Source organism: Nocardia sp. NPDC050793, assembly GCF_040654065.1.
Classification (GTDB): Bacteria; Actinomycetota; Actinomycetes; order Mycobacteriales; family Mycobacteriaceae; genus Nocardia.
In genome coordinates, this window is the sequence record NZ_JBFAHG010000001.1 from 533,675 (window position 1) to 549,688 (window position 16,014).

General features: G+C 67.3%; 20 protein-coding genes. 15 read left to right on the forward strand and 5 right to left on the reverse strand.

The annotated features are described in order from the left end of the window. The first annotated feature begins 97 nt into the window (after positions 1-97). From AB0H50_RS02365 to AB0H50_RS02410, 10 genes are all read left to right on the forward strand, one after another. Positions 98-826, forward strand: a complete 729-nt coding sequence (locus AB0H50_RS02365; protein ID WP_357445445.1) for a hypothetical protein — start codon at positions 98-100, stop codon at positions 824-826. Next, positions 826-1,377: a hypothetical protein gene (locus AB0H50_RS02370; protein WP_357445448.1), complete on the forward strand. Its 552-nt coding sequence runs from the start codon at positions 826-828 to the stop codon at positions 1,375-1,377. The genes AB0H50_RS02365 and AB0H50_RS02370 overlap by 1 nt, the downstream gene beginning before the upstream one ends. A 26-nt stretch (positions 1,378-1,403) precedes the next feature. Further along, positions 1,404-1,904 (forward strand): hypothetical protein, encoded by a 501-nt coding sequence (locus AB0H50_RS02375; protein ID WP_357445451.1) that lies wholly within the window; start codon positions 1,404-1,406, stop codon positions 1,902-1,904. Continuing rightward, a complete protein-coding gene (locus AB0H50_RS02380; RefSeq protein WP_357445454.1) occupies positions 1,901-2,443 on the forward strand; it encodes a hypothetical protein in 543 nt (180 codons plus the stop codon). Before AB0H50_RS02375 ends, AB0H50_RS02380 begins: the two co-directional genes overlap by 4 nt. After that, positions 2,440-2,814: a hypothetical protein gene (locus tag AB0H50_RS02385; protein WP_357445457.1), complete on the forward strand. Its 375-nt coding sequence runs from the start codon at positions 2,440-2,442 to the stop codon at positions 2,812-2,814. The genes AB0H50_RS02380 and AB0H50_RS02385 overlap by 4 nt, the downstream gene beginning before the upstream one ends. A gap of 357 nt (positions 2,815-3,171) precedes the next feature. Beyond that, the gene (locus tag AB0H50_RS02390; protein ID WP_357445460.1) at positions 3,172-3,654 is read left to right on the forward strand and encodes a hypothetical protein; all 483 of its coding nucleotides are present in this window, start codon (positions 3,172-3,174) and stop codon (positions 3,652-3,654) included. Between the two features lie 70 nt (positions 3,655-3,724). Continuing rightward, on the forward strand, positions 3,725-4,381 hold the full coding sequence (locus AB0H50_RS02395) for a hypothetical protein (protein WP_357445463.1): 657 nt from the start codon (positions 3,725-3,727) through the stop codon (positions 4,379-4,381). Between the two features lie 71 nt (positions 4,382-4,452). Continuing rightward, positions 4,453-4,656, forward strand: coding sequence for a cold-shock protein (locus tag AB0H50_RS02400; RefSeq protein ID WP_357445466.1), 204 nt, complete (start codon positions 4,453-4,455; stop codon positions 4,654-4,656). Beyond that, positions 4,653-5,276: a TetR/AcrR family transcriptional regulator gene (locus tag AB0H50_RS02405; protein ID WP_357445469.1), complete on the forward strand. Its 624-nt coding sequence runs from the start codon at positions 4,653-4,655 to the stop codon at positions 5,274-5,276. Before AB0H50_RS02400 ends, AB0H50_RS02405 begins: the two co-directional genes overlap by 4 nt. Positions 5,277-5,386: 110 nt before the next feature. Further along, positions 5,387-5,575: a hypothetical protein gene (locus AB0H50_RS02410; protein ID WP_357445472.1), complete on the forward strand. Its 189-nt coding sequence runs from the start codon at positions 5,387-5,389 to the stop codon at positions 5,573-5,575. Positions 5,576-5,728: 153 nt separating this feature from the next. Here the strand turns inward: AB0H50_RS02410 and AB0H50_RS02415 are convergent, their stop codons facing one another. Then, positions 5,729-6,328 (reverse strand): hypothetical protein, encoded by a 600-nt coding sequence (locus AB0H50_RS02415; protein ID WP_357445475.1) that lies wholly within the window; start codon positions 6,326-6,328, stop codon positions 5,729-5,731. A gap of 275 nt (positions 6,329-6,603) precedes the next feature. On the opposite strand from AB0H50_RS02415, the gene AB0H50_RS02420 reads away from it, so the two are divergent. From AB0H50_RS02420 to AB0H50_RS02435, 4 genes are all read left to right on the forward strand, one after another. Beyond that, positions 6,604-6,837 (forward strand): hypothetical protein, encoded by a 234-nt coding sequence (locus AB0H50_RS02420; RefSeq protein WP_357445478.1) that lies wholly within the window; start codon positions 6,604-6,606, stop codon positions 6,835-6,837. A 42-nt stretch (positions 6,838-6,879) separates the two neighbouring features. Then, on the forward strand, positions 6,880-7,833 hold the full coding sequence (locus AB0H50_RS02425; protein ID WP_357445481.1) for a hypothetical protein: 954 nt from the start codon (positions 6,880-6,882) through the stop codon (positions 7,831-7,833). 292 nt (positions 7,834-8,125) lie between these two features. Beyond that, positions 8,126-8,521 (forward strand): DUF4279 domain-containing protein, encoded by a 396-nt coding sequence (locus tag AB0H50_RS02430; RefSeq protein ID WP_357445484.1) that lies wholly within the window; start codon positions 8,126-8,128, stop codon positions 8,519-8,521. 307 nt (positions 8,522-8,828) lie between these two features. Further along, positions 8,829-9,974: a UDP-N-acetylglucosamine--N-acetylmuramyl-(pentapeptide) pyrophosphoryl-undecaprenol N-acetylglucosamine transferase gene (locus tag AB0H50_RS02435; RefSeq protein ID WP_357445487.1), complete on the forward strand. Its 1,146-nt coding sequence runs from the start codon at positions 8,829-8,831 to the stop codon at positions 9,972-9,974. Here the strand turns inward: AB0H50_RS02435 and AB0H50_RS02440 are convergent. From AB0H50_RS02440 to AB0H50_RS02450, 3 genes are read right to left on the reverse strand one after another with little or no spacing between them, the layout of a single operon-like run. Then, positions 9,967-11,097, reverse strand: coding sequence for a DegT/DnrJ/EryC1/StrS family aminotransferase (locus AB0H50_RS02440; protein WP_357445490.1), 1,131 nt, complete (start codon positions 11,095-11,097; stop codon positions 9,967-9,969). The two genes, AB0H50_RS02435 and AB0H50_RS02440, sit on opposite strands and share 8 nt — an antisense overlap. After that, on the reverse strand, positions 11,081-12,055 hold the full coding sequence (locus AB0H50_RS02445) for an ATP-grasp domain-containing protein (RefSeq protein ID WP_357445493.1): 975 nt from the start codon (positions 12,053-12,055) through the stop codon (positions 11,081-11,083). The genes AB0H50_RS02440 and AB0H50_RS02445 overlap by 17 nt, the downstream gene beginning before the upstream one ends. Continuing rightward, entirely contained in the window at positions 12,052-13,038 is a 987-nt protein-coding gene (locus tag AB0H50_RS02450; protein ID WP_357445496.1) for a dTDP-glucose 4,6-dehydratase, read from the reverse strand. Before AB0H50_RS02450 ends, AB0H50_RS02445 begins: the two co-directional genes overlap by 4 nt. 175 nt (positions 13,039-13,213) lie before the next feature. Between AB0H50_RS02450 and AB0H50_RS02455 the strand changes: the two genes are divergently transcribed. Continuing rightward, the gene (locus AB0H50_RS02455) at positions 13,214-14,722 is read left to right on the forward strand and encodes a peptide deformylase (protein ID WP_357445499.1); all 1,509 of its coding nucleotides are present in this window, start codon (positions 13,214-13,216) and stop codon (positions 14,720-14,722) included. A gap of 94 nt (positions 14,723-14,816) precedes the next feature. Here AB0H50_RS02455 and AB0H50_RS02460 read toward each other — a convergent pair whose 3' ends face one another. Next, positions 14,817-15,509, reverse strand: a complete 693-nt coding sequence (locus AB0H50_RS02460) for a GIY-YIG nuclease family protein (protein ID WP_357445502.1) — start codon at positions 15,507-15,509, stop codon at positions 14,817-14,819. Positions 15,510-16,014 lie beyond the last annotated feature (505 nt).

The following is a 16,014-nucleotide window of genomic DNA, read 5'->3' on the forward strand; positions in this document are numbered from 1 at the left end:
CGGCTTCGACGGCCCGGGGGAGGTGATTCTGGAGCCGACAGCGCCCGAGCAGCTGCTGCGACAGATGCTTCAGGAGGTCGATCACCACGATCCGGCGGTGGCGGTGATGTGGCGGCTGCAACAAATCGCCCAAGCCCGGGGCGTGGATTTGGACCGCGTCTTCGACGCCAAATCGCCTCGCACACAGAGGTTGTGGCAGATCATGGACGCGCTCGAGGGCTCTGCCGGTGGTCACCTGATCGTGCCGTCGCGGGCACATTTCAGCGGCCTCGGTCCGTCCGGGCGTGCGGTCATCGCGCGGCTCACGCGGATGCCTCAAGCCCACCTGTATTTCCTCGAACCCCCTGACGTAGACCTTTTCGAACCGCTCCCAGGGGCCGAGGCGCACGAGGTGGCTCCTGCACGGCGCGACGGTGAGCACGTGCTGGTGGAATCGCGGGTGGGTGCGATCCCGACCGTGACGCGCCTGGAAGTGATCGAAGAGCTGGCGCGGCGTGGATGGCCGGAGCTGATGGAACCAGTCGACGGGCTGTATCTGGCTCTGGTCGAGGACGCGACCGCCGCGGCCGAAGCAGCCGGTGTTCTCTCGTTCGGGGTGGGCGGCGGAGACGGCGTTATCCGCCTGCTGCAGCGCGAGGACGGGCTGCTGGTGGTCGAGCTCGAAGAGTCCCGCCACCGTGTCGACGAGCCCAGTGCGAGGTTGTCGGCGCTGTGCGCGAACGCGCAGCGCCACATCGCGCACGGCCGGACGTTCACCCGATGCACCCTGCCCCCCGAGTTCGCGCCGCAGCTGGCCGCGCGGTCCGCCTACGGAGGTGTTCGGTGATGAGCGGCGCCGTGCAGGGCACGCGGATGGCGCGGTGGCTATCGAGTCGTGACGGGGACAGCCCTGCCAATGCGACGGCGTTCTTGTCGCCGGAGCAGCTGCTGGCCGCGATCGCCGGCCATCTGGTCAACCACAGCGGCGGCTCGCCGCTGATCGGTTGGGCGCGCGAGCTCGGCGACTTGCACGCGACCTTGCTGACCAGCTGTCTGGATCCGCTGCGGCGGCCGACGGATTTCGACGAGGCCGTGCTGCGCCGACGGGTTTGTGAGGTGGTCGGTGAGATCGATTCGTGGGCGGTGTTCGTTTTGCCCCGCCCAAAAGTGGGCGCGCGCAAGCACACCCACACCCTCGGTGAGGTCGTCAGCCACCTCGCCACCGCGTATGTCGATGCGTGGTGGACAGTGCTGCACACCGGCGACGAACAGCAGCGCCATGAAGCGTGGTTTCACCTCGGCCAACTCCATGAGGGCTATGCCTGCCTGCTCGATGACCTCCATGCCCGCCGCATCGAGCTGCCCCTGGGATGGCGCGGCATCACCCCAGCCCCCTGATTACCGGATGAGGAGTATCGCTCACAGTGGATTCTGATGCCCTGCACCTGAGTGGGCTTCCCCAGGCAAGAGACTGGATCGCCCAATTCGCCACCCACCGGCCGCTGCAGCGCAGCCTCGGCGAGGCCATCCAAGCCCTGCTGCGGTACGCGCTGAAATTGGTTGTCCCCCGGCCCCGGCCACAGCCGCGGGCGCCCTTGCCGGGTTGGTTCTTCATGCTCGCCGCACACCTGGTCGATGACCACGCACGCCACGCGGCCACCGACGACCCGAACCCGCAGGTGGCCCTCGACCGGCGCATCGCGCTGGCGGTTCGGCGTATCGACATCGAATCCGCCGCGATCGTCCAAATGCCTGCTGCGGAAGTCGGTTTGGGTGAGCTCGTCTCGCACATGGCGCGGTGCTGGATCGCCTTCGCCGCCTTCCCTGGTGACCAGACCGCACTGACCACGACGATCGCGGCTCAGCGCGCCTACAGCGACCGCGTCGAGCAGCTGGCGCACCTGCTGTCGGGAGGAGCCCGGTGACCCAACCAGATTGGTATGAACAGCTTCCGAGCGCACGCACGCTGTGGCGTGCACTGCGGACGCCGGTGTTCGATCCCAGCGACTACCCCCACCCGGAGATGGTGGCCGCCGCAGTCGGGCTGCTCGATGCCCACTACCGCCACAAAGCAGCGGTCGACCAGCTCACACGAATAACGCAATCCAGCACACAGATTGAGGAAGGCGAGTGGCGGGTGGTCAGCGACTTCTTCGCCGAGGCCAGCCGCGACATCGCTGCCCTGATCGCCCGCGTCGACACCTTCGCCCACCACCGTGTGCTCGCCCTCGGTCTGGACAGCTCTCTCGCCGCGATGCATCCGTGCGGGCTCGGGACCGTACTCACCCGCCACATCCGCCGCTGGGCACTGGCGACCGCGCAGACCGGCACGCTGATTCCCTCCTCAACCGCACTGACGATCTTGGTCGAGGAGGCCAGCGGCTACAACCGGCTCGTCGAGCAGGTGATCACCGGACAGGTGCACCTGCCCGCGCCAGCCCGAACAGCTCGGACGCTGTCGTGAGAGGCCTGTCGCAGCGCAAGCCGCCGCCACCGCCGTCACCGCAGGTCGCCGTCGGCTACTTCAACACCCGGCTCGTGCCGACCGCGAATATCGCGCTGATCGGTGCCCGGATGCGGCATCGCGCCGAAGGGTGGGGATATGCCTGGGGCGGAACCTATCTCGATCACCGCCCCAGCAGCGACACCGTCGACGCGCTCATCCGCCGCGCCGCCCGCGACCCCGACATCTGGGTGATCGTCGTCCCCGACCACGCACACCTGCCCGCTGGACGAGCTCTGCTGTGCACCGGAACCAGCCTGGTGCGGGTGGTCGACGTCGGCAGCGACGACGGCACTCCTCGCCCACCGCAACAGATCCCCGCCTACCCCTGACCCCGGCGCCGCCCCGGCGCACCGACCGATGGCTCCGTCCCTCGTGAAGGACTCCCTGTGATTTCCGTGTTCTCGTTGTCGTTTCCTTTCGGCACCGACGTCGATGGTGTGCTGTATCGCCGGTCGCGTGACGAGGTTCGGTGAGCATGACCCTTGCGCTGCTGCCCGACATGAAACGACCGCACTCGTTGCCGGTAGTTCTCGCCAGCCTCGCCGTCGTTCCCACTGCGCGCTGCCGATCGCAAAACCACGCCGCATCGCGCTGCGTATCCGCCCCCGGCGAGATCACCGCATGCGCTGATCGCACTGTCCACGTGTCGAGTCGTCGAACTGCTTCGCCCCCAGGAAAAGAACAAGGTGATGTTCGAGAACTGCCACACCCCTGATGATGTCGCTGGCGTCTACCGCCGCCTCGGGTTCACCGTGACCTGTGCGGGTGGCCGCGTCGCGCTCGTCGCCACCCCCACACTCGGTGGCATCGCCATGCCCGCCCACCTCGTCGCGGGCGTGCGCTCCCGGATGACCGACATCGGCGACACAACCACCACCCTGGTCGTCGGTCGTCATCTGGCCGGACCAGCGACTCAGGTGTTTCTCGTCGGCCCAGCCTTCAACCGCCGACTCAGCACCGAAGCGCTGGCCCTATTAGAGGACGCGGGTGTGCGGATTCTGGATGATGGCCAACGGATTTGGTTGCCGATGAGCGATTCGGTGACCGGCTGGACCTGGATCGGCGGTATCCAGCCGTTCCTCGGCATTCGCCTGCCATCGGCGACCAGTGTGCTCACCGCCGCACATGACCTACTGCTGGCAACACGGCGCGGCGCCCTTCCCTTCTGATACCGCGTTTTCTCTCGCTCTGCCTCGATCCTCAGCAGTTCCCACGATTCCGAGAGGAGGACTCCCCGTAGTGACCACCAACCGCCGCACCGGCACCTCCGCCGACGAACTCGGCGAGTACCAGCAGCTGCTCGCCGCCACCGCCAGCCTGTTCCTCACCCGCAGATATGACGCAACCTCGGTCGGGTTCATCTGCGTGCACGCAGACACCCGCCGCGGCAGGTTCTTCCGTCACTTCGACCACAAGTACGACGCCGCCCATGCCGTCGCCGCCCACCTCACCGGCCACGCCCTGCGCCGGATCGACGGCTTCACACCCTGTGACGGTGAGCACCTACTCGCGACGCTGACCACCTGGGCTCGGCTGCTGGCCACCCGGCCGGGCTGGGTCTGGCTCGAACTCGACCTCGCCGACCTCGCCTCGCTCAGCCGCGCCGAAGTCCACGCGCGTGCCGAGTGCCTGCGCAGAGCCGTCGCCAACCTATTCGCCCGCAGCCCAGGCCTGGATGCCTCCGAACGCACCGACAGCGAACGCGAGCAGCTGGTGTCGCTGCTTTTCACCCTCGTGTTGGGCATGGCCATCCAGCACACCCACGCCACCACGCTCACCACCGCAACGGTTCGCTCCCACCTCGCGCTCATCCTCGGCACCGACCACTCCAGTGAACGCCGCCTGGCCGACGCCGCCGACGTCCTCAGCGGCTACGGCACCGACCACCACCACTGAGCCACCGACACCTACATCACCGACCAATTCGCTTTCCACCACACAAACCGATCCGATTTCGAGGAACTCCCATGGAAACAGGCATCGTCAAATGGTTCGACTCGACGAAGGGCTACGGATTCATCGCCAGCGACACCGGCGGCAGTGACATCTTCGTCCACCACTCCGAGATCCAAACCGAAGGCTGGCGCTCCCTCAACGAGGGACAACGCGTCCAGTTCCGCCGAGGCACAGGTCCGAAAGGACCCGCCGCACAGCAGGTTCAGCCGCTGTGAACCTCGACCACCACCGGACCGACTGTGCGCTGGGCGCCGCGGACACCGCCGCTGCCCAGCCAGCCACCGCGGCCCGCGACCGTCTGCTGGTCGCGGCGACGCAGTTGCTGCTGACCGGCGGATACGCCGACACCAACATCGACAGGATCTGCCGAGCCGCCGGCACCAGCTACAGCACCTTCACCCACCACTTCGGCCGCAAACGCCACATCGCACACGAAGTCGCCGACACCCTCGCCACCCGCGCGACCCACCGTATCCTCGCGACCATCCCCCGCGACACCGACCACCTCATCACCATCCTGGCGATCTGGGCGAGCATGCTGGCGAGCAGACCCGGATGGGTGTCATTGGAAATGGCCCTGGCCGCACTCGACGACACCAGCCGCCGCGAGGTCAGCGACCGAGTCGCCGTCATCGGCGACTCGGTCACCGAACTACTCACCGCCACAGTTGGTTTCGAGCCATCCGAGCCGAGGCTCGATGTGGACCTGGTGGTGTCGTTCCTGTTCACCGTGGTCATCGGCATGACTGTGCAACACGACAACGGCATCTCGACGACGATCTCCGGCATCAGACCTCAGATCGAGCTCATTCTGCGCGCCGCCCAACTCCCCTGACACCAGAACGATCTGCCGCGCAACAGCTTTCGGGAGTCGGCAGTTCGCATCGCCAGCAAACGCGATCGGCCCACCACGCTGCCGCAACTACACTCACCAGGAGCATCATCATGGACACCACCACCGAAACCGGCTTTCCCGCTTACCTGCGCGAGGACCCAACCAGCACCGACGCGCTGGTGAGCGAAACGGAGGTCCTGGCGGTCCCAACCAGCGCTGACCTCGAACTGCTGCACGCGACGCTGTGCGGCCTGCGCGCCGAACTCGACCGCGCCGCCAACCGTGGCCGCTCGGCGTAGCGGACCAGGAGACCACCAGTGCCTTACAGCGAGAACCCGCTGTTGGTCCGCGAGGATATCCCGCAGTCGGCCCGGATCTGGAACTACTTTCTCCGGACTAACAGCTCGGGGAATACTGAGGTCGGGTTGCCCCGCATGTCGGAGTCGCCAGGATCAACTCGCGTCGATCACCTCGTCGAGTGCTGCGCGTGCGACGCCGATGAACTCGTGGTGGGCAACCAGATAGTTGAGTCCGGTCGTCTCGGCTGCCCTGGCCCGTTCATGGGAGGTTTCCGCCGAAGCTGCATGTGCCTCACCATATTCTTGCACTTCCCGGACCAGAACAGCCTGCACTCCGACCAACTTGGAGGCCGCTTCAGCAACGTCCGCTGGCCCTTCGAGCAAAACCTTGTTCCCAGCGTGCTCCGTCTCTTTGAACAGTTGCCTGATTTCCGCAACCCGGGCTTCTTGAACTGGCACCGATTCGGGCGCGCCGCGGCGGTCACGGAAGTACTGCTGGTTGGCCCGATCTGCGGCGTTGAGGGCATCGAGGAAGTCAATGTAGGCAGACTGGCGGCGCTCACGGCGCCACCGGAGATGCTCGATCCGCACTTCGAGAGCCTGGTTGCCCTTTTGAGTCAGCTCTTGCCGCGCCTGCTGCCGCTCCAAGGCAGCCTGTCGACGGTTCTCGGTGCGGGCCGAAATGATGGCTGTGAGCGAGGCCCCGAGGGCAGTTCCCAAGACACCGACGACTGCAACAAGAACACTGATCATGATTCATCAGCATGCCAAACTCCGTTGCGACGCAGGGGGAATCGTCGATACGTCGGGCAATGCGGCCCTGGCAGTGTCGGTGTTCACGGCGATCGTTCACCTGCGCGGCCCGTGCACCGCCGGCAGCGGCAATTCGGTCTGTTCCAGCGTGGCATCGGCAACGAACGCCGGGCTTACACCGCTACCGGCTTGCGGCGCGCTCGCACGCGTCCTCACCCGACAAGCCCTCGGGGAACGAATGACGAACAGACCAGCGCGGCGGCGAATGATGACACTTGCTCGCACGATTCGGCCGGGCGCTGATCGCCGGCCACCCCCGCTACCGCGGCCCGAACGGCGAACTCGCCGACGACGAAGTCGATCAACACGCACTGCCGCCGTGGATCTGGCCCGAAGCCGACAGGACCAGCGCATCCCGCCGAACACCGCATGAACTGCTGCGCAACCGTGATCGTTGTCATGCAACATGGTTCACGCGCGTTTGTGGAAGGGTCGAGGATGATCCCTGACAATGGCTGGGCACGCCCGATTCGATCGATAGGGAGTACGACATGGCCGACGCCTTCTTCACCGTGAACAACCGCCCTCGATCCGTAACCGGCATCCGACGCGACAGCGACGGCAACCCGCAAACGCTGGAACGATCCATCCCCGACGGCGACACCACCGGCGTCCACGTCCAAGGCAGCATGCTGGTGCGGTTCCTCGGAATCGACACCCCGGAAAAGAGGATCGACCTTCCCGGGCCAGACTCCCAGACATCGCTGGACTCCGATGACTGGGAAACCTATCTATCGGATCCCTTCCGCCCCGAATTCGGCGCGTTCGACCTCTATCCGTCACTTGCCGCGCATCTCGCAACCAGGATCGGCGCCGGTGCGGCCGCCAATCACCACCGCCACGCCCTCAAGGCCGGGGACTCGCTGCGCGAGCTCGTGCAGTTGGACATGACCGCACTCGGTCAGACCGCAGCCGAGTTCAACTACTTCCTGGCCTTCGAGTTCGAGGTGTTCGATTCCCGTGGCCGCTTCCTGGCCTTCGTCAACCGCGATCAGCCCAACCCCACCGTGCCCAGTCCGCGGCCGCTGTCCTACAACGAACGCCAGCTGCAGCGTGGCGTCGCGCTGCCGTTCTTCATCTGGCCCAACATCGATCCCTTCCGCGATGTCACCCTCCTCGACGCCGTCCTCGAACCGGGCACCGCACACGATGTCGCTACGACCTCGCCGTCGCTGAAACGTGCGCGCGAGTTCGTCAAGCAGGCCCGCGCCGACAAGAAAGGAGTGTTCGATCCGCAGGATCCACTGCGCTTCGAGGCCTTCGAGATCAGATACCTGGCCCGTCGCCAATCACCGGACCGGGCGGTGATCGACCTCAGCCGCAACGACGACACACTGCGCGCCGCGCAGCGGTATTTCGAGATCCCCAATCCAGAAGACCGCCTCTACATTCCGCCGCAATTCGTATCCCTGTTCGTGAGCCGCGGTTGGCAGCTCGAAGACTGAGTGCCCATGCGGCTGCAGAAGCCCGGAGTAGCTGCACGCAGTAGCGCGTTTTGGCGCACAACCGGGCAATGCTCGGGTGGGCGCCATTGGCGTGTGAGGGACGATTCGAGCTGCGATGGCTGCTCGATCGTCGTTCTCGTCGGCTGATTGGCAGGTAATTGGGTCGTGGGCGCCATGGCGTGTGTGGTGGGGTCTGCGCCGTGAAGATGAGCCAGTACTGCTATTTCTCGGTGATGAGCACCTCGCTGACGGCCGCAGACGTGACTGCGCGGCTGGGGATGGAGAAGACAAAGTGCGTGTCATGGGCAGCCGGTCACCCGAACGGGTCCTTCCGCGCTTCCATGCCTGGAAGATTGTCCGCCGCAGCAATGACAGCGTTGGCGACCAGGTTCAGCATCTGGTCGATCGGCTGGAGCCGGTTCGTGCCGAACTGGTCGCTTTGTGCTCCGACGATGAGGTCAGCCCGGTGATGCAAGTTGTCCGCTATTTCGGGGATCCGGATGGCGTCGAGGCCTCGCCCGATGGCATTGCCTGGGATCAGGCCAAGGATTGGCCGCGACCGCTGGGATGGCATCTGCCGCTCTCGGTGCTGGAGTTTCTGGTGGCGACTCGAACCGAGCTCGACATCGACGAATACGACTTCGAGTCAGGACAGCCGCAGGAATACTCGAAGTCGGCCTCAGTGTGACACCCGCGGTCGGCCTTCGGCGCCCTCCGCGTTGAATGCGAGGGTGCGGGGTGAGCCGTCTGCGCCAAGCACAGACGGCCGGTCTCGGTGTCCTACGCTGCAACGGTACCCAAGATGTCCTCATGTGAGTCGCTGTCAATTCCGGCGGCTTCTCGCGCTCGGGTTGGCCTCGCTGTAGCGGAGGGGCGAGTCGATGGGGACCAGCAGACGCCGCAGTCTGCGGCCGGGAAGCACCAACGCTGAGAGGTCCTGGGGCGGTGGCAGACTTGAGCGCATTGTTTCGGTCGATGATGGGAAGGCGGCAGCGTTGCGGGTAGCGATCGCAGGTGGTGGTACCGGTGGGCATGTGTTTCCCGCGCTCGCTGTGGCGCGCGAGCTACGGGCTGGGGACGATCCGGTGCAGGTGCTGTGGCTCGGGCAGGCGGATTCGCTCGAGCAGCGGACCGCGGCCGCCGATGGCATCAACTTCACCCCGGTCGCAGTAGGCAAGCTGCGTCGTGAACGCAACCCGCTGCGGATGCTCAACCGCGCCAACATCACCGACATGGCGCGGGTGCCGGTCGGGGTAGCCCAGGCCGTGCGGCGGCTGCGCGCCTTCACTCCCGACGTCGTGTTGACCACGGGCGGATACGTGGCCGTTCCGGTCGGCGCGGCCGCCGGTGTGCTGCGCATTCCTCTGGTGGTGCATGAGCAGACGGTCGGGTTGGGCCTGGCCAACAGGGTGCTGGCACGGGCCGCCACAGCGGTGGCGGTGACATCGGAGGCGACCGTCGCGGTGCTGCCGCCGCGGGCGGCCGCGCGCGCGGTGGTCACAGGCAACCCTGTCCGGGAGTCGGTGCTCGCCGGCAGCGGCCCCGCTGCGCTGGAGCGGTTCGGGGGCGGGTTCGACCGCAGGATGCCGACCGTGCTGGTCACCGGCGGTGCGCAGGGCGCTCACCAGATCAACACCGCCATCGCCGAGGCGCTGGAATCGTTGCTGGTCCAGGCCAACGTGATTCACCAGGCCGGTGCTGCGGATCTGTCGATGTTGCAGAGTGCAGCGGCGGCGTTGCCCGGGGAGATGGCCGGGCGCTACGTCGTCGTCGACTTCATCGATGGTGCGGGGATGGCCGATGCGTTGGCGTTGGCCGAGGTGGTGGTGTGCCGTGCTGGTGCCGGCACGATCGCCGAGCTGACCGCGCTGGGTAAGGCCGCGGTGCTGATTCCGCTGGCGTCCTCTGCTGGTGGCGAGCAGGCGCGGGCGGCGCGGCTGCTCGAGCAGGCCGGGGCGGCGATCACGGTGTCGGGCACGGTGGCCGGGCAGAGTATCGGCGCCGCTGTGACCGGGTTGCTGGCCGATCCGGACGCCCGCGCCCGACTGGGCAAGGCCGCGCGGGAGCTGGGGCGCCCGGATGCCGGGCAGCGGCTGGCCGGGCTGGTGCGCGCCGTCGCCGACGGCGCTCCGGTCAGGTAGCCGCGGGCGCGAGCGCAGCGGCCAGCGCCTCGACGACAGTGGCGACATCGGCGTCGGTCATCGCAGGGTGGAACGGCAGTGACAACAGTTGCGGCGCGGTGCGTTCGGTGGCGGGCAGGCGGCGGTGCCAGCGCTCGAAGGCGGGCTGTGTGTGGTTGGGCGGATAGTGGACCCCGACCCCGATCCCGGCGGCTTTCATCCGCGCGAACACCTGGTCACGGTCGTCGACGAGTACGACCACGTTGAACGGCACCGTGTTGTCGATATCGACATCGATGAGCTTCACTTCCCCGAGCGCGGCGAGCGCGCGGGCGTAGCTGCGCCACAGGGCCGTTCGCAGGCCCACGACATGGTCGAAATGGGCCAGCTGGACACGGCCGACGGCTGCGTGCACGGCGGACAGGTGATAGGGCAGTCCGTGTCCGTCGACGCGGTAGTCGGTGGTGCGGATTCGGGTCAGCTGGTTAACGCGAATGCCCAGTGTGCGCATGGTGCGCAGGCGTTCGGCTTCGCGGCGGTTGCGGGCCACTATCGCCCCGCCCTCGAGGCAGGTGATGTTCTTGATCGGGCCGAAGGAGAAGCAGGTGAGCTGGCCGGTCGCGCCGACGCGGCGGCCGTCGCGGTGGCGGGAGCCGAAGGCGTGGGCGGCGTCTTCGACCACGGCGATCTCCCGGTCGCCCAGTCGGAGTTCGGTCAGGTCGACCGCGCGGCCGCCGTAGAACACCGGCAGCACCGCGCGGGTGTTGGCGGTGATCGCGGCCTCGACGGTTTCGGGGGTGACACACTGGGTGGCGGGGTCGATGTCGGCGAAGCGCGGCACCCCACCGGCAGCGCGGATGGCGTGGATGGTGGCGCAGAACGTCTGAGAGGGGACCACGACTTCGTCGCCGCGCCCGATCCCGACCGCCATCAACGCCATGTGCAGGGCCGCGGTGCCGCGATGGACGGTGACGACGTCGGCGACGCCGAGGTATTCGGCCAGTTCCTGCTCGAAGCTCTCGGTTTCGGTGTTGTGCCCGTACTGGCCGGCGGCCAGCGCGCCGGTGAGGGCGTCGGTTTCGGGACCGTGCAGGTAGGGGGCGGCGTTGCGGGCGACCGCCGGGGTGTCAGTGGGTGCGAGCATCACGGCCTCCTGTGGTGACGGCGAGGGTGTCGACGTATTTGGTGAGGGCCACCCCGGGTTGGTAGGCGAGCTGGTCGTAGTCGATCGGCCCGCCGAGCAGGGCAGCGAGGTATTGGCCGGTCAGATCAGCGCCGGCGGCTTCGGCGGCCAGGAACGCACCGGCGGGGCGGGCGTTGACCTCGGTGATCTGCGGCCCGGCGTCGGTGGCGAATCCCTGCACGCAACACCACCCCCGGATGCCGACCGCGGCCAGGGTGGCGCGCACCAGCGCGTCGATGTCGGGGTCGGTGAAGGTGCGGGTCACGATCGACAACCCGCCCTTGGTCAGCAGCCGCCACCGCAGCACGACACCGGCGCGGCCGTCGTCGCCGACGAGACAGTCCGCGGTGAATTCGGCGCCGATGACCCGGGTTTGCACGATCGGGTCCTCGATCAGCAGGCACGCCGCGCGCGCCTGTTCCCGGCCCCGGCATTCCAGGACTCCACGCGAGCCCTGGCCCGTGCGGGGTTTGACGACGAACTCCCCGTCGGCGGGCGCGTCGTCGAGCTGTTCGGGCAGCCACGTCGCCGGGTGCGCAACCGCCGCTTCTGCGAGCGCCTGAGCGAAGACGGCCTTGTCCCGGCAGGAGGCGGCCGCACGGTAGGTCGGCAGCCAGGTCCGTGCACCCACTGCGGCCAGTTCATCGGCGAGGCCGATCAGGGCGGGCAGCTCGGATTCCACGGTCGGGGCCACCGCGTCGACGGCCTCGGTGTCGCACAGCTTCACCAGCGCTTCCCTGTAGCGGGAGTCCTCGACGTGCGGGCACGAACGCGGCTCGATCCCGTCCAGCAGCAGCCCGTTCGCCAGAGGGTCGGCGTCGACGCCGATCACCGTGGCGCCGAGCTGGTGCAGACGCCGGGCGAGGTCGAAGCCGGGCTGGCCACCGACACCGGTGACCAGCACCCGCGCCCCGGTCACTGCCCGACCCTGGCGCCGGTGCGGGCGGCCAGCATCGGCGCCCACATGTCGGCGTTGGCCCGGTACCAGGCGATGGTCTCGGCCAGCCCGTCTGCGATGCTGCGCTGAGGCCGGTATCCCAGCCCGGCGATCTTGTCCCAGGTCATCGCGTAGCGGCGGTCGTTGCAGCGGCGATCGGGCACCCGGATCACGCGATCCCAGTCCGCGCCCATCGCGTCCAGGATCAGCCCGGTAAGCGCTTCGTTGGTCAGATCCGTGCCGCCGCCGAGGTTGTAGACCTGCCCCGGGATCCCGTGGCGGCGCACCAGGTCCAGGCCCGCACAGTTGTCGGCGACGTGCAGCCAGTTCCGCACGTGCTGGCCGTCGCCGTGCAGCACGATCTTGGCGCCGTGCAGCAGCGCGGTGATGTGGGCGGGGATGATCTTCTCCGGGTGCTGGTGCGGGCCGTAGTTGTTCGACGAGCGGGTCACGCACACCGGCACGGCGTGAGTGCGGTGGTAGGACAAGGCGATCAGGTCTGCGGCGGCCTTGCTCGCCGCGTACGGCACCGTCGGTGCCAGCGGCGCGTCCTCGCTCGCGGCACCGTCGAGCACCGGCCCGTACACCTCGTCGGTGGACACGTGCACCACCTTGGCGATCCCGTGCCGGAGCGCGGCATCGAGAATCGTCTGGGTGCCGGCCACGTTCGTGGCGATGAACCGGGCCGCCTGGGCGAAGGAGTGATCGACGTGCGATTCCGCGGCCAGGTGGACGATTTCGTCATGATCGGCGACCAACTCGTCCACCAGGGCGGTGTCACCGATCTCGCCGGTGACCAGACGGAGTCGCGCCGAGAGCATCGCGGTGCCGAGGTTTTCCGCGTGCCCGGCGTAGGTGAGTGCGTCGAGCACGGTGACCTGCTCGACGTCGTCGTGGTCGAGTAGATGCCGGACGTAGTGCGAGCCGATGAAACCCGCACCGCCGGTCACCAGGACTTTGCTCATGGTGTGCCTCCCCGAACTCGATCGGCCCAGCGAACTCTCCCGGATCGGTCAGAGGGTGAAGTTCGGGCCGCTGGTGTTCCATTTCCCCACGGATGCAGGGTGTTTCGGCAGTGTGGGCGCATACTCACGGGGTACGCACGCACACGCACACCCGGCGAACAGGAGCACCGCGACAGTGACCCCGGCCGATACCTCGCCCGCCGACGATGCCGCGGCGCAGGTCAACGTCTTCGCACTCGAGCTGCGCCGCTGGCGCGATGTCCGCGGCCTGTCGCGTCGGGCGCTGGCTGCCAAACTGGGCTACAGCCGCCCGTATGTGTCCAAGATCGAGTCCGGCACCGAGAAACCGTCGAGGGAATTCGCCGCCTGCGCCGAATCGACCCTGCAAGCCGGCGGGGCGCTGCGCGCCGCCTTCGCCGAGTTCAACGCCACCCGCACCACAACCACCCGCACAGCCACCATCGCCGACCCCGCCGACACGGCCGGATCGCTGGTGGTCGACCACGACGATGCGAGCCTGTCCTTCGACGGACACACCTACCGGCTCCGTCAACGGCGGCGCCTGATCAACGGCGGCGCCGAACCGATCACCCGCTACCTGATCAGGATCTCCGTCGATCGCTATCCCGGCGACCCTGAACAATCCAACCAGCTCTACCAGGAACACCCACTGACCTGGGACGAGATCGACCTGCACGCCTGGCACGGCGAACACCGCGCCGAGCCCATGGCCTGGACCGCCCACCACGACCGCGATGCGTTCAAGGAAGTGTGGCTCGAGTTCAGCGAACTCGGCGGCGGCCGCCATTTCCCGCTCTACCCCGGCCACGCCTGCTGGATCGAATACGAGTACACCGTCTCAGCGACCCACTGGGGCAACTGGTTTCAGCGCGCAGTCCGCCTGCCCACCAACCGGCTGTCGGTGCGGTTGGACTTCCCCGCCGCGCTGGAACCCTCGGTCTGGGGACTCCAGACCTCGATGGCGGCCGAAGGCCAACCATTCCCCACACCCATCACCCATCACGCCGAGCAGGAACGCCACATCTACGCCTGGTCCACCGACGACCCGCCCCTGCACGCGCGCTACCGCCTCGAATGGGACTTCCGCGGCCGCAACGACGACGAACGCACCCCACCGAGCAAGGTCATGGCCGGCCTCGGCATCGCCCAAGAAGGTGACGAGATCCTGCGCCAGATCGCGCGCCCGTTCGACCTGCCGACCGAAGCCGAAGACGCCCGCCGTGTCGTCGCCGAACTGAATTCGGCCGCCGAACGTGTAGCCCAGGCGCACGTGTTCGGCAAGGGAATGGGCATCGCCGCACCCCAGATCGGAATCAGCCGTGCCGCAGCGATCGTGCGCACACCCACCGGTGACACCATCACCCTGTTCAACCCCCGCATCGTCGAAACCAGCGGCGAAGACGAACAATACGAAGGGTGCTTGAGCTTCTTCGACCTACGCGGACGGGTACCGCGACCACTGACAATCCACGTCGAACACACCGACATCAACGGCACCACCCGGATCACCGTGTTCGATCACGGTCTCGCGCGCCTGGTCGCCCACGAAGTCGACCACCTCCACGGACAGCTCTACCTCGACCACATGAAACCCGGCGTCGAACCCATCTCCGTCGAGCAGTACCGAGGCACCGGCACGAACTGGACCTACTCGCGCGAATAGCGAGGTTGACCATATGGCGGAGATGTTGCCGAAATCCAGTTGCGCGGGAACCCGCCGCCGCCGCAGAAGCGATACGGCAACGGGCGTAAACGGCTCAGGAACCGAGGTCCTCGTTCAAGACGAACGTGCGCTTCTTGGGCGGCTCCATGAACGAATCGGCCAGGTCGGCGTGCTTCTTCTTGAACGCGGCATTGTCGTAGGTGGTCTTTTGGAACTGCTCCCACAGCTGCGGATGTTCGGCTTGGGCCCGCGCGGCGTTGAACCAGCGCACCGAATCGGCCTTGTCGAACGTGGCGATCCCGGCGATGCCGCGGTTCTTGCCGATCGCGAGCATGATCGCCCGCCGCAGCGGCTCGGCCTCGGCGTTGAGCCGGCGCAGGTCGGCTTCGATCGCGACCAGGCGACGATGCGCGGCGAGGATGTCGGCGGAGGCCTCGATCATGGTGTCGTCGTTGTCGACTGTTTCCAGCTCGGCCAGCTCGGCTTGCTGGGCCAGTTCGGCCGGCAGGACGTCGGTGAGGTAGCGGCGCAGCTCGTCCATCCCGGCGCGGACCTCGTCCTCGGTCAGCCGGTAGACCTCTTTGCGGTGCTGGTGCAGCCGCACGATCCACAGGCGTTTGAGGAACCGTTCGCCCTCGAGCGCGTGCTCGGTCTCGACGTAGTCGAACAGCTCGAGCTTGCCCGAGCTGCCGGTGCGCAGCGAGCTCTGCCGCTGCGACAGAGTTGTCGCCTTGCCGATCTTGTACAGCGAGCCGGTGTCGTACTGCGAAACATAGGTGTAGCCCATCAACGTCCCCTGCCACGTGAAATGTGTTCTCGCCCAGCCGAGAACACGACTAGACCCACATGGTCGCACCAGCCACCGACAACTCCGGCGCTCGCGGAAACGGATCAGCCTGCAGCAGAGCCTATTCTGGCCGATCGGTGTCGGCCTGGGCGAGCAGCGCGCGGGCCGCAGCCTCGGCTTCGGCGCGGTCACGACCGCTCGGCCCCTCTCCGTCACCGCCTCGAGCCTGCCAGACCTGCTGCGCCACCTTGTGGGCGTACTGCTCGGCCTCGACCTCGCGAAAGCCGCGGGCGCGTTAGGCGCTCGCCACCGCAGCTTCGGCCGGATGCTGATGCTCCACTCAACGAGGGCCCAGCATTCCTCGCTCGGCAGCCGGGACGGACACGCTTTCGCGATCCAGCCAGACGGATCGCCTCCGGCCGCGGCCCGTACCTGTGCCATCAGGACATCATCGAGGGAGATGATCGTGGTCGCCATACTCGGCAACGATTGGTCTCTGCGGCAA

Excerpts from the sequence above, each read along its gene's own strand:
- AB0H50_RS02370 (WP_357445448.1), top strand. The coding sequence starts at position 826 with ATGAGCGGCGCCGTGCAGGGCACGCGGATGGCGCGGTGGCTATCGAGT.
- AB0H50_RS02400 (WP_357445466.1), top strand. The coding sequence starts at position 4,453 with ATGGAAACAGGCATCGTCAAATGGTTCGACTCGACGAAGGGCTACGGA.
- AB0H50_RS02410 (WP_357445472.1), top strand. The coding sequence starts at position 5,387 with ATGGACACCACCACCGAAACCGGCTTTCCCGCTTACCTGCGCGAGGAC.
- AB0H50_RS02415 (WP_357445475.1), bottom strand. The coding sequence starts at position 6,328 with ATGATCAGTGTTCTTGTTGCAGTCGTCGGTGTCTTGGGAACTGCCCTC.
- AB0H50_RS02425 (WP_357445481.1), top strand. The coding sequence starts at position 6,880 with ATGGCCGACGCCTTCTTCACCGTGAACAACCGCCCTCGATCCGTAACC.
- AB0H50_RS02440 (WP_357445490.1), bottom strand. The coding sequence starts at position 11,097 with ATGCTCGCACCCACTGACACCCCGGCGGTCGCCCGCAACGCCGCCCCC.
- AB0H50_RS02450 (WP_357445496.1), bottom strand. The coding sequence starts at position 13,038 with ATGAGCAAAGTCCTGGTGACCGGCGGTGCGGGTTTCATCGGCTCGCAC.
- AB0H50_RS02460 (WP_357445502.1), bottom strand. The coding sequence starts at position 15,509 with ATGGGCTACACCTATGTTTCGCAGTACGACACCGGCTCGCTGTACAAG.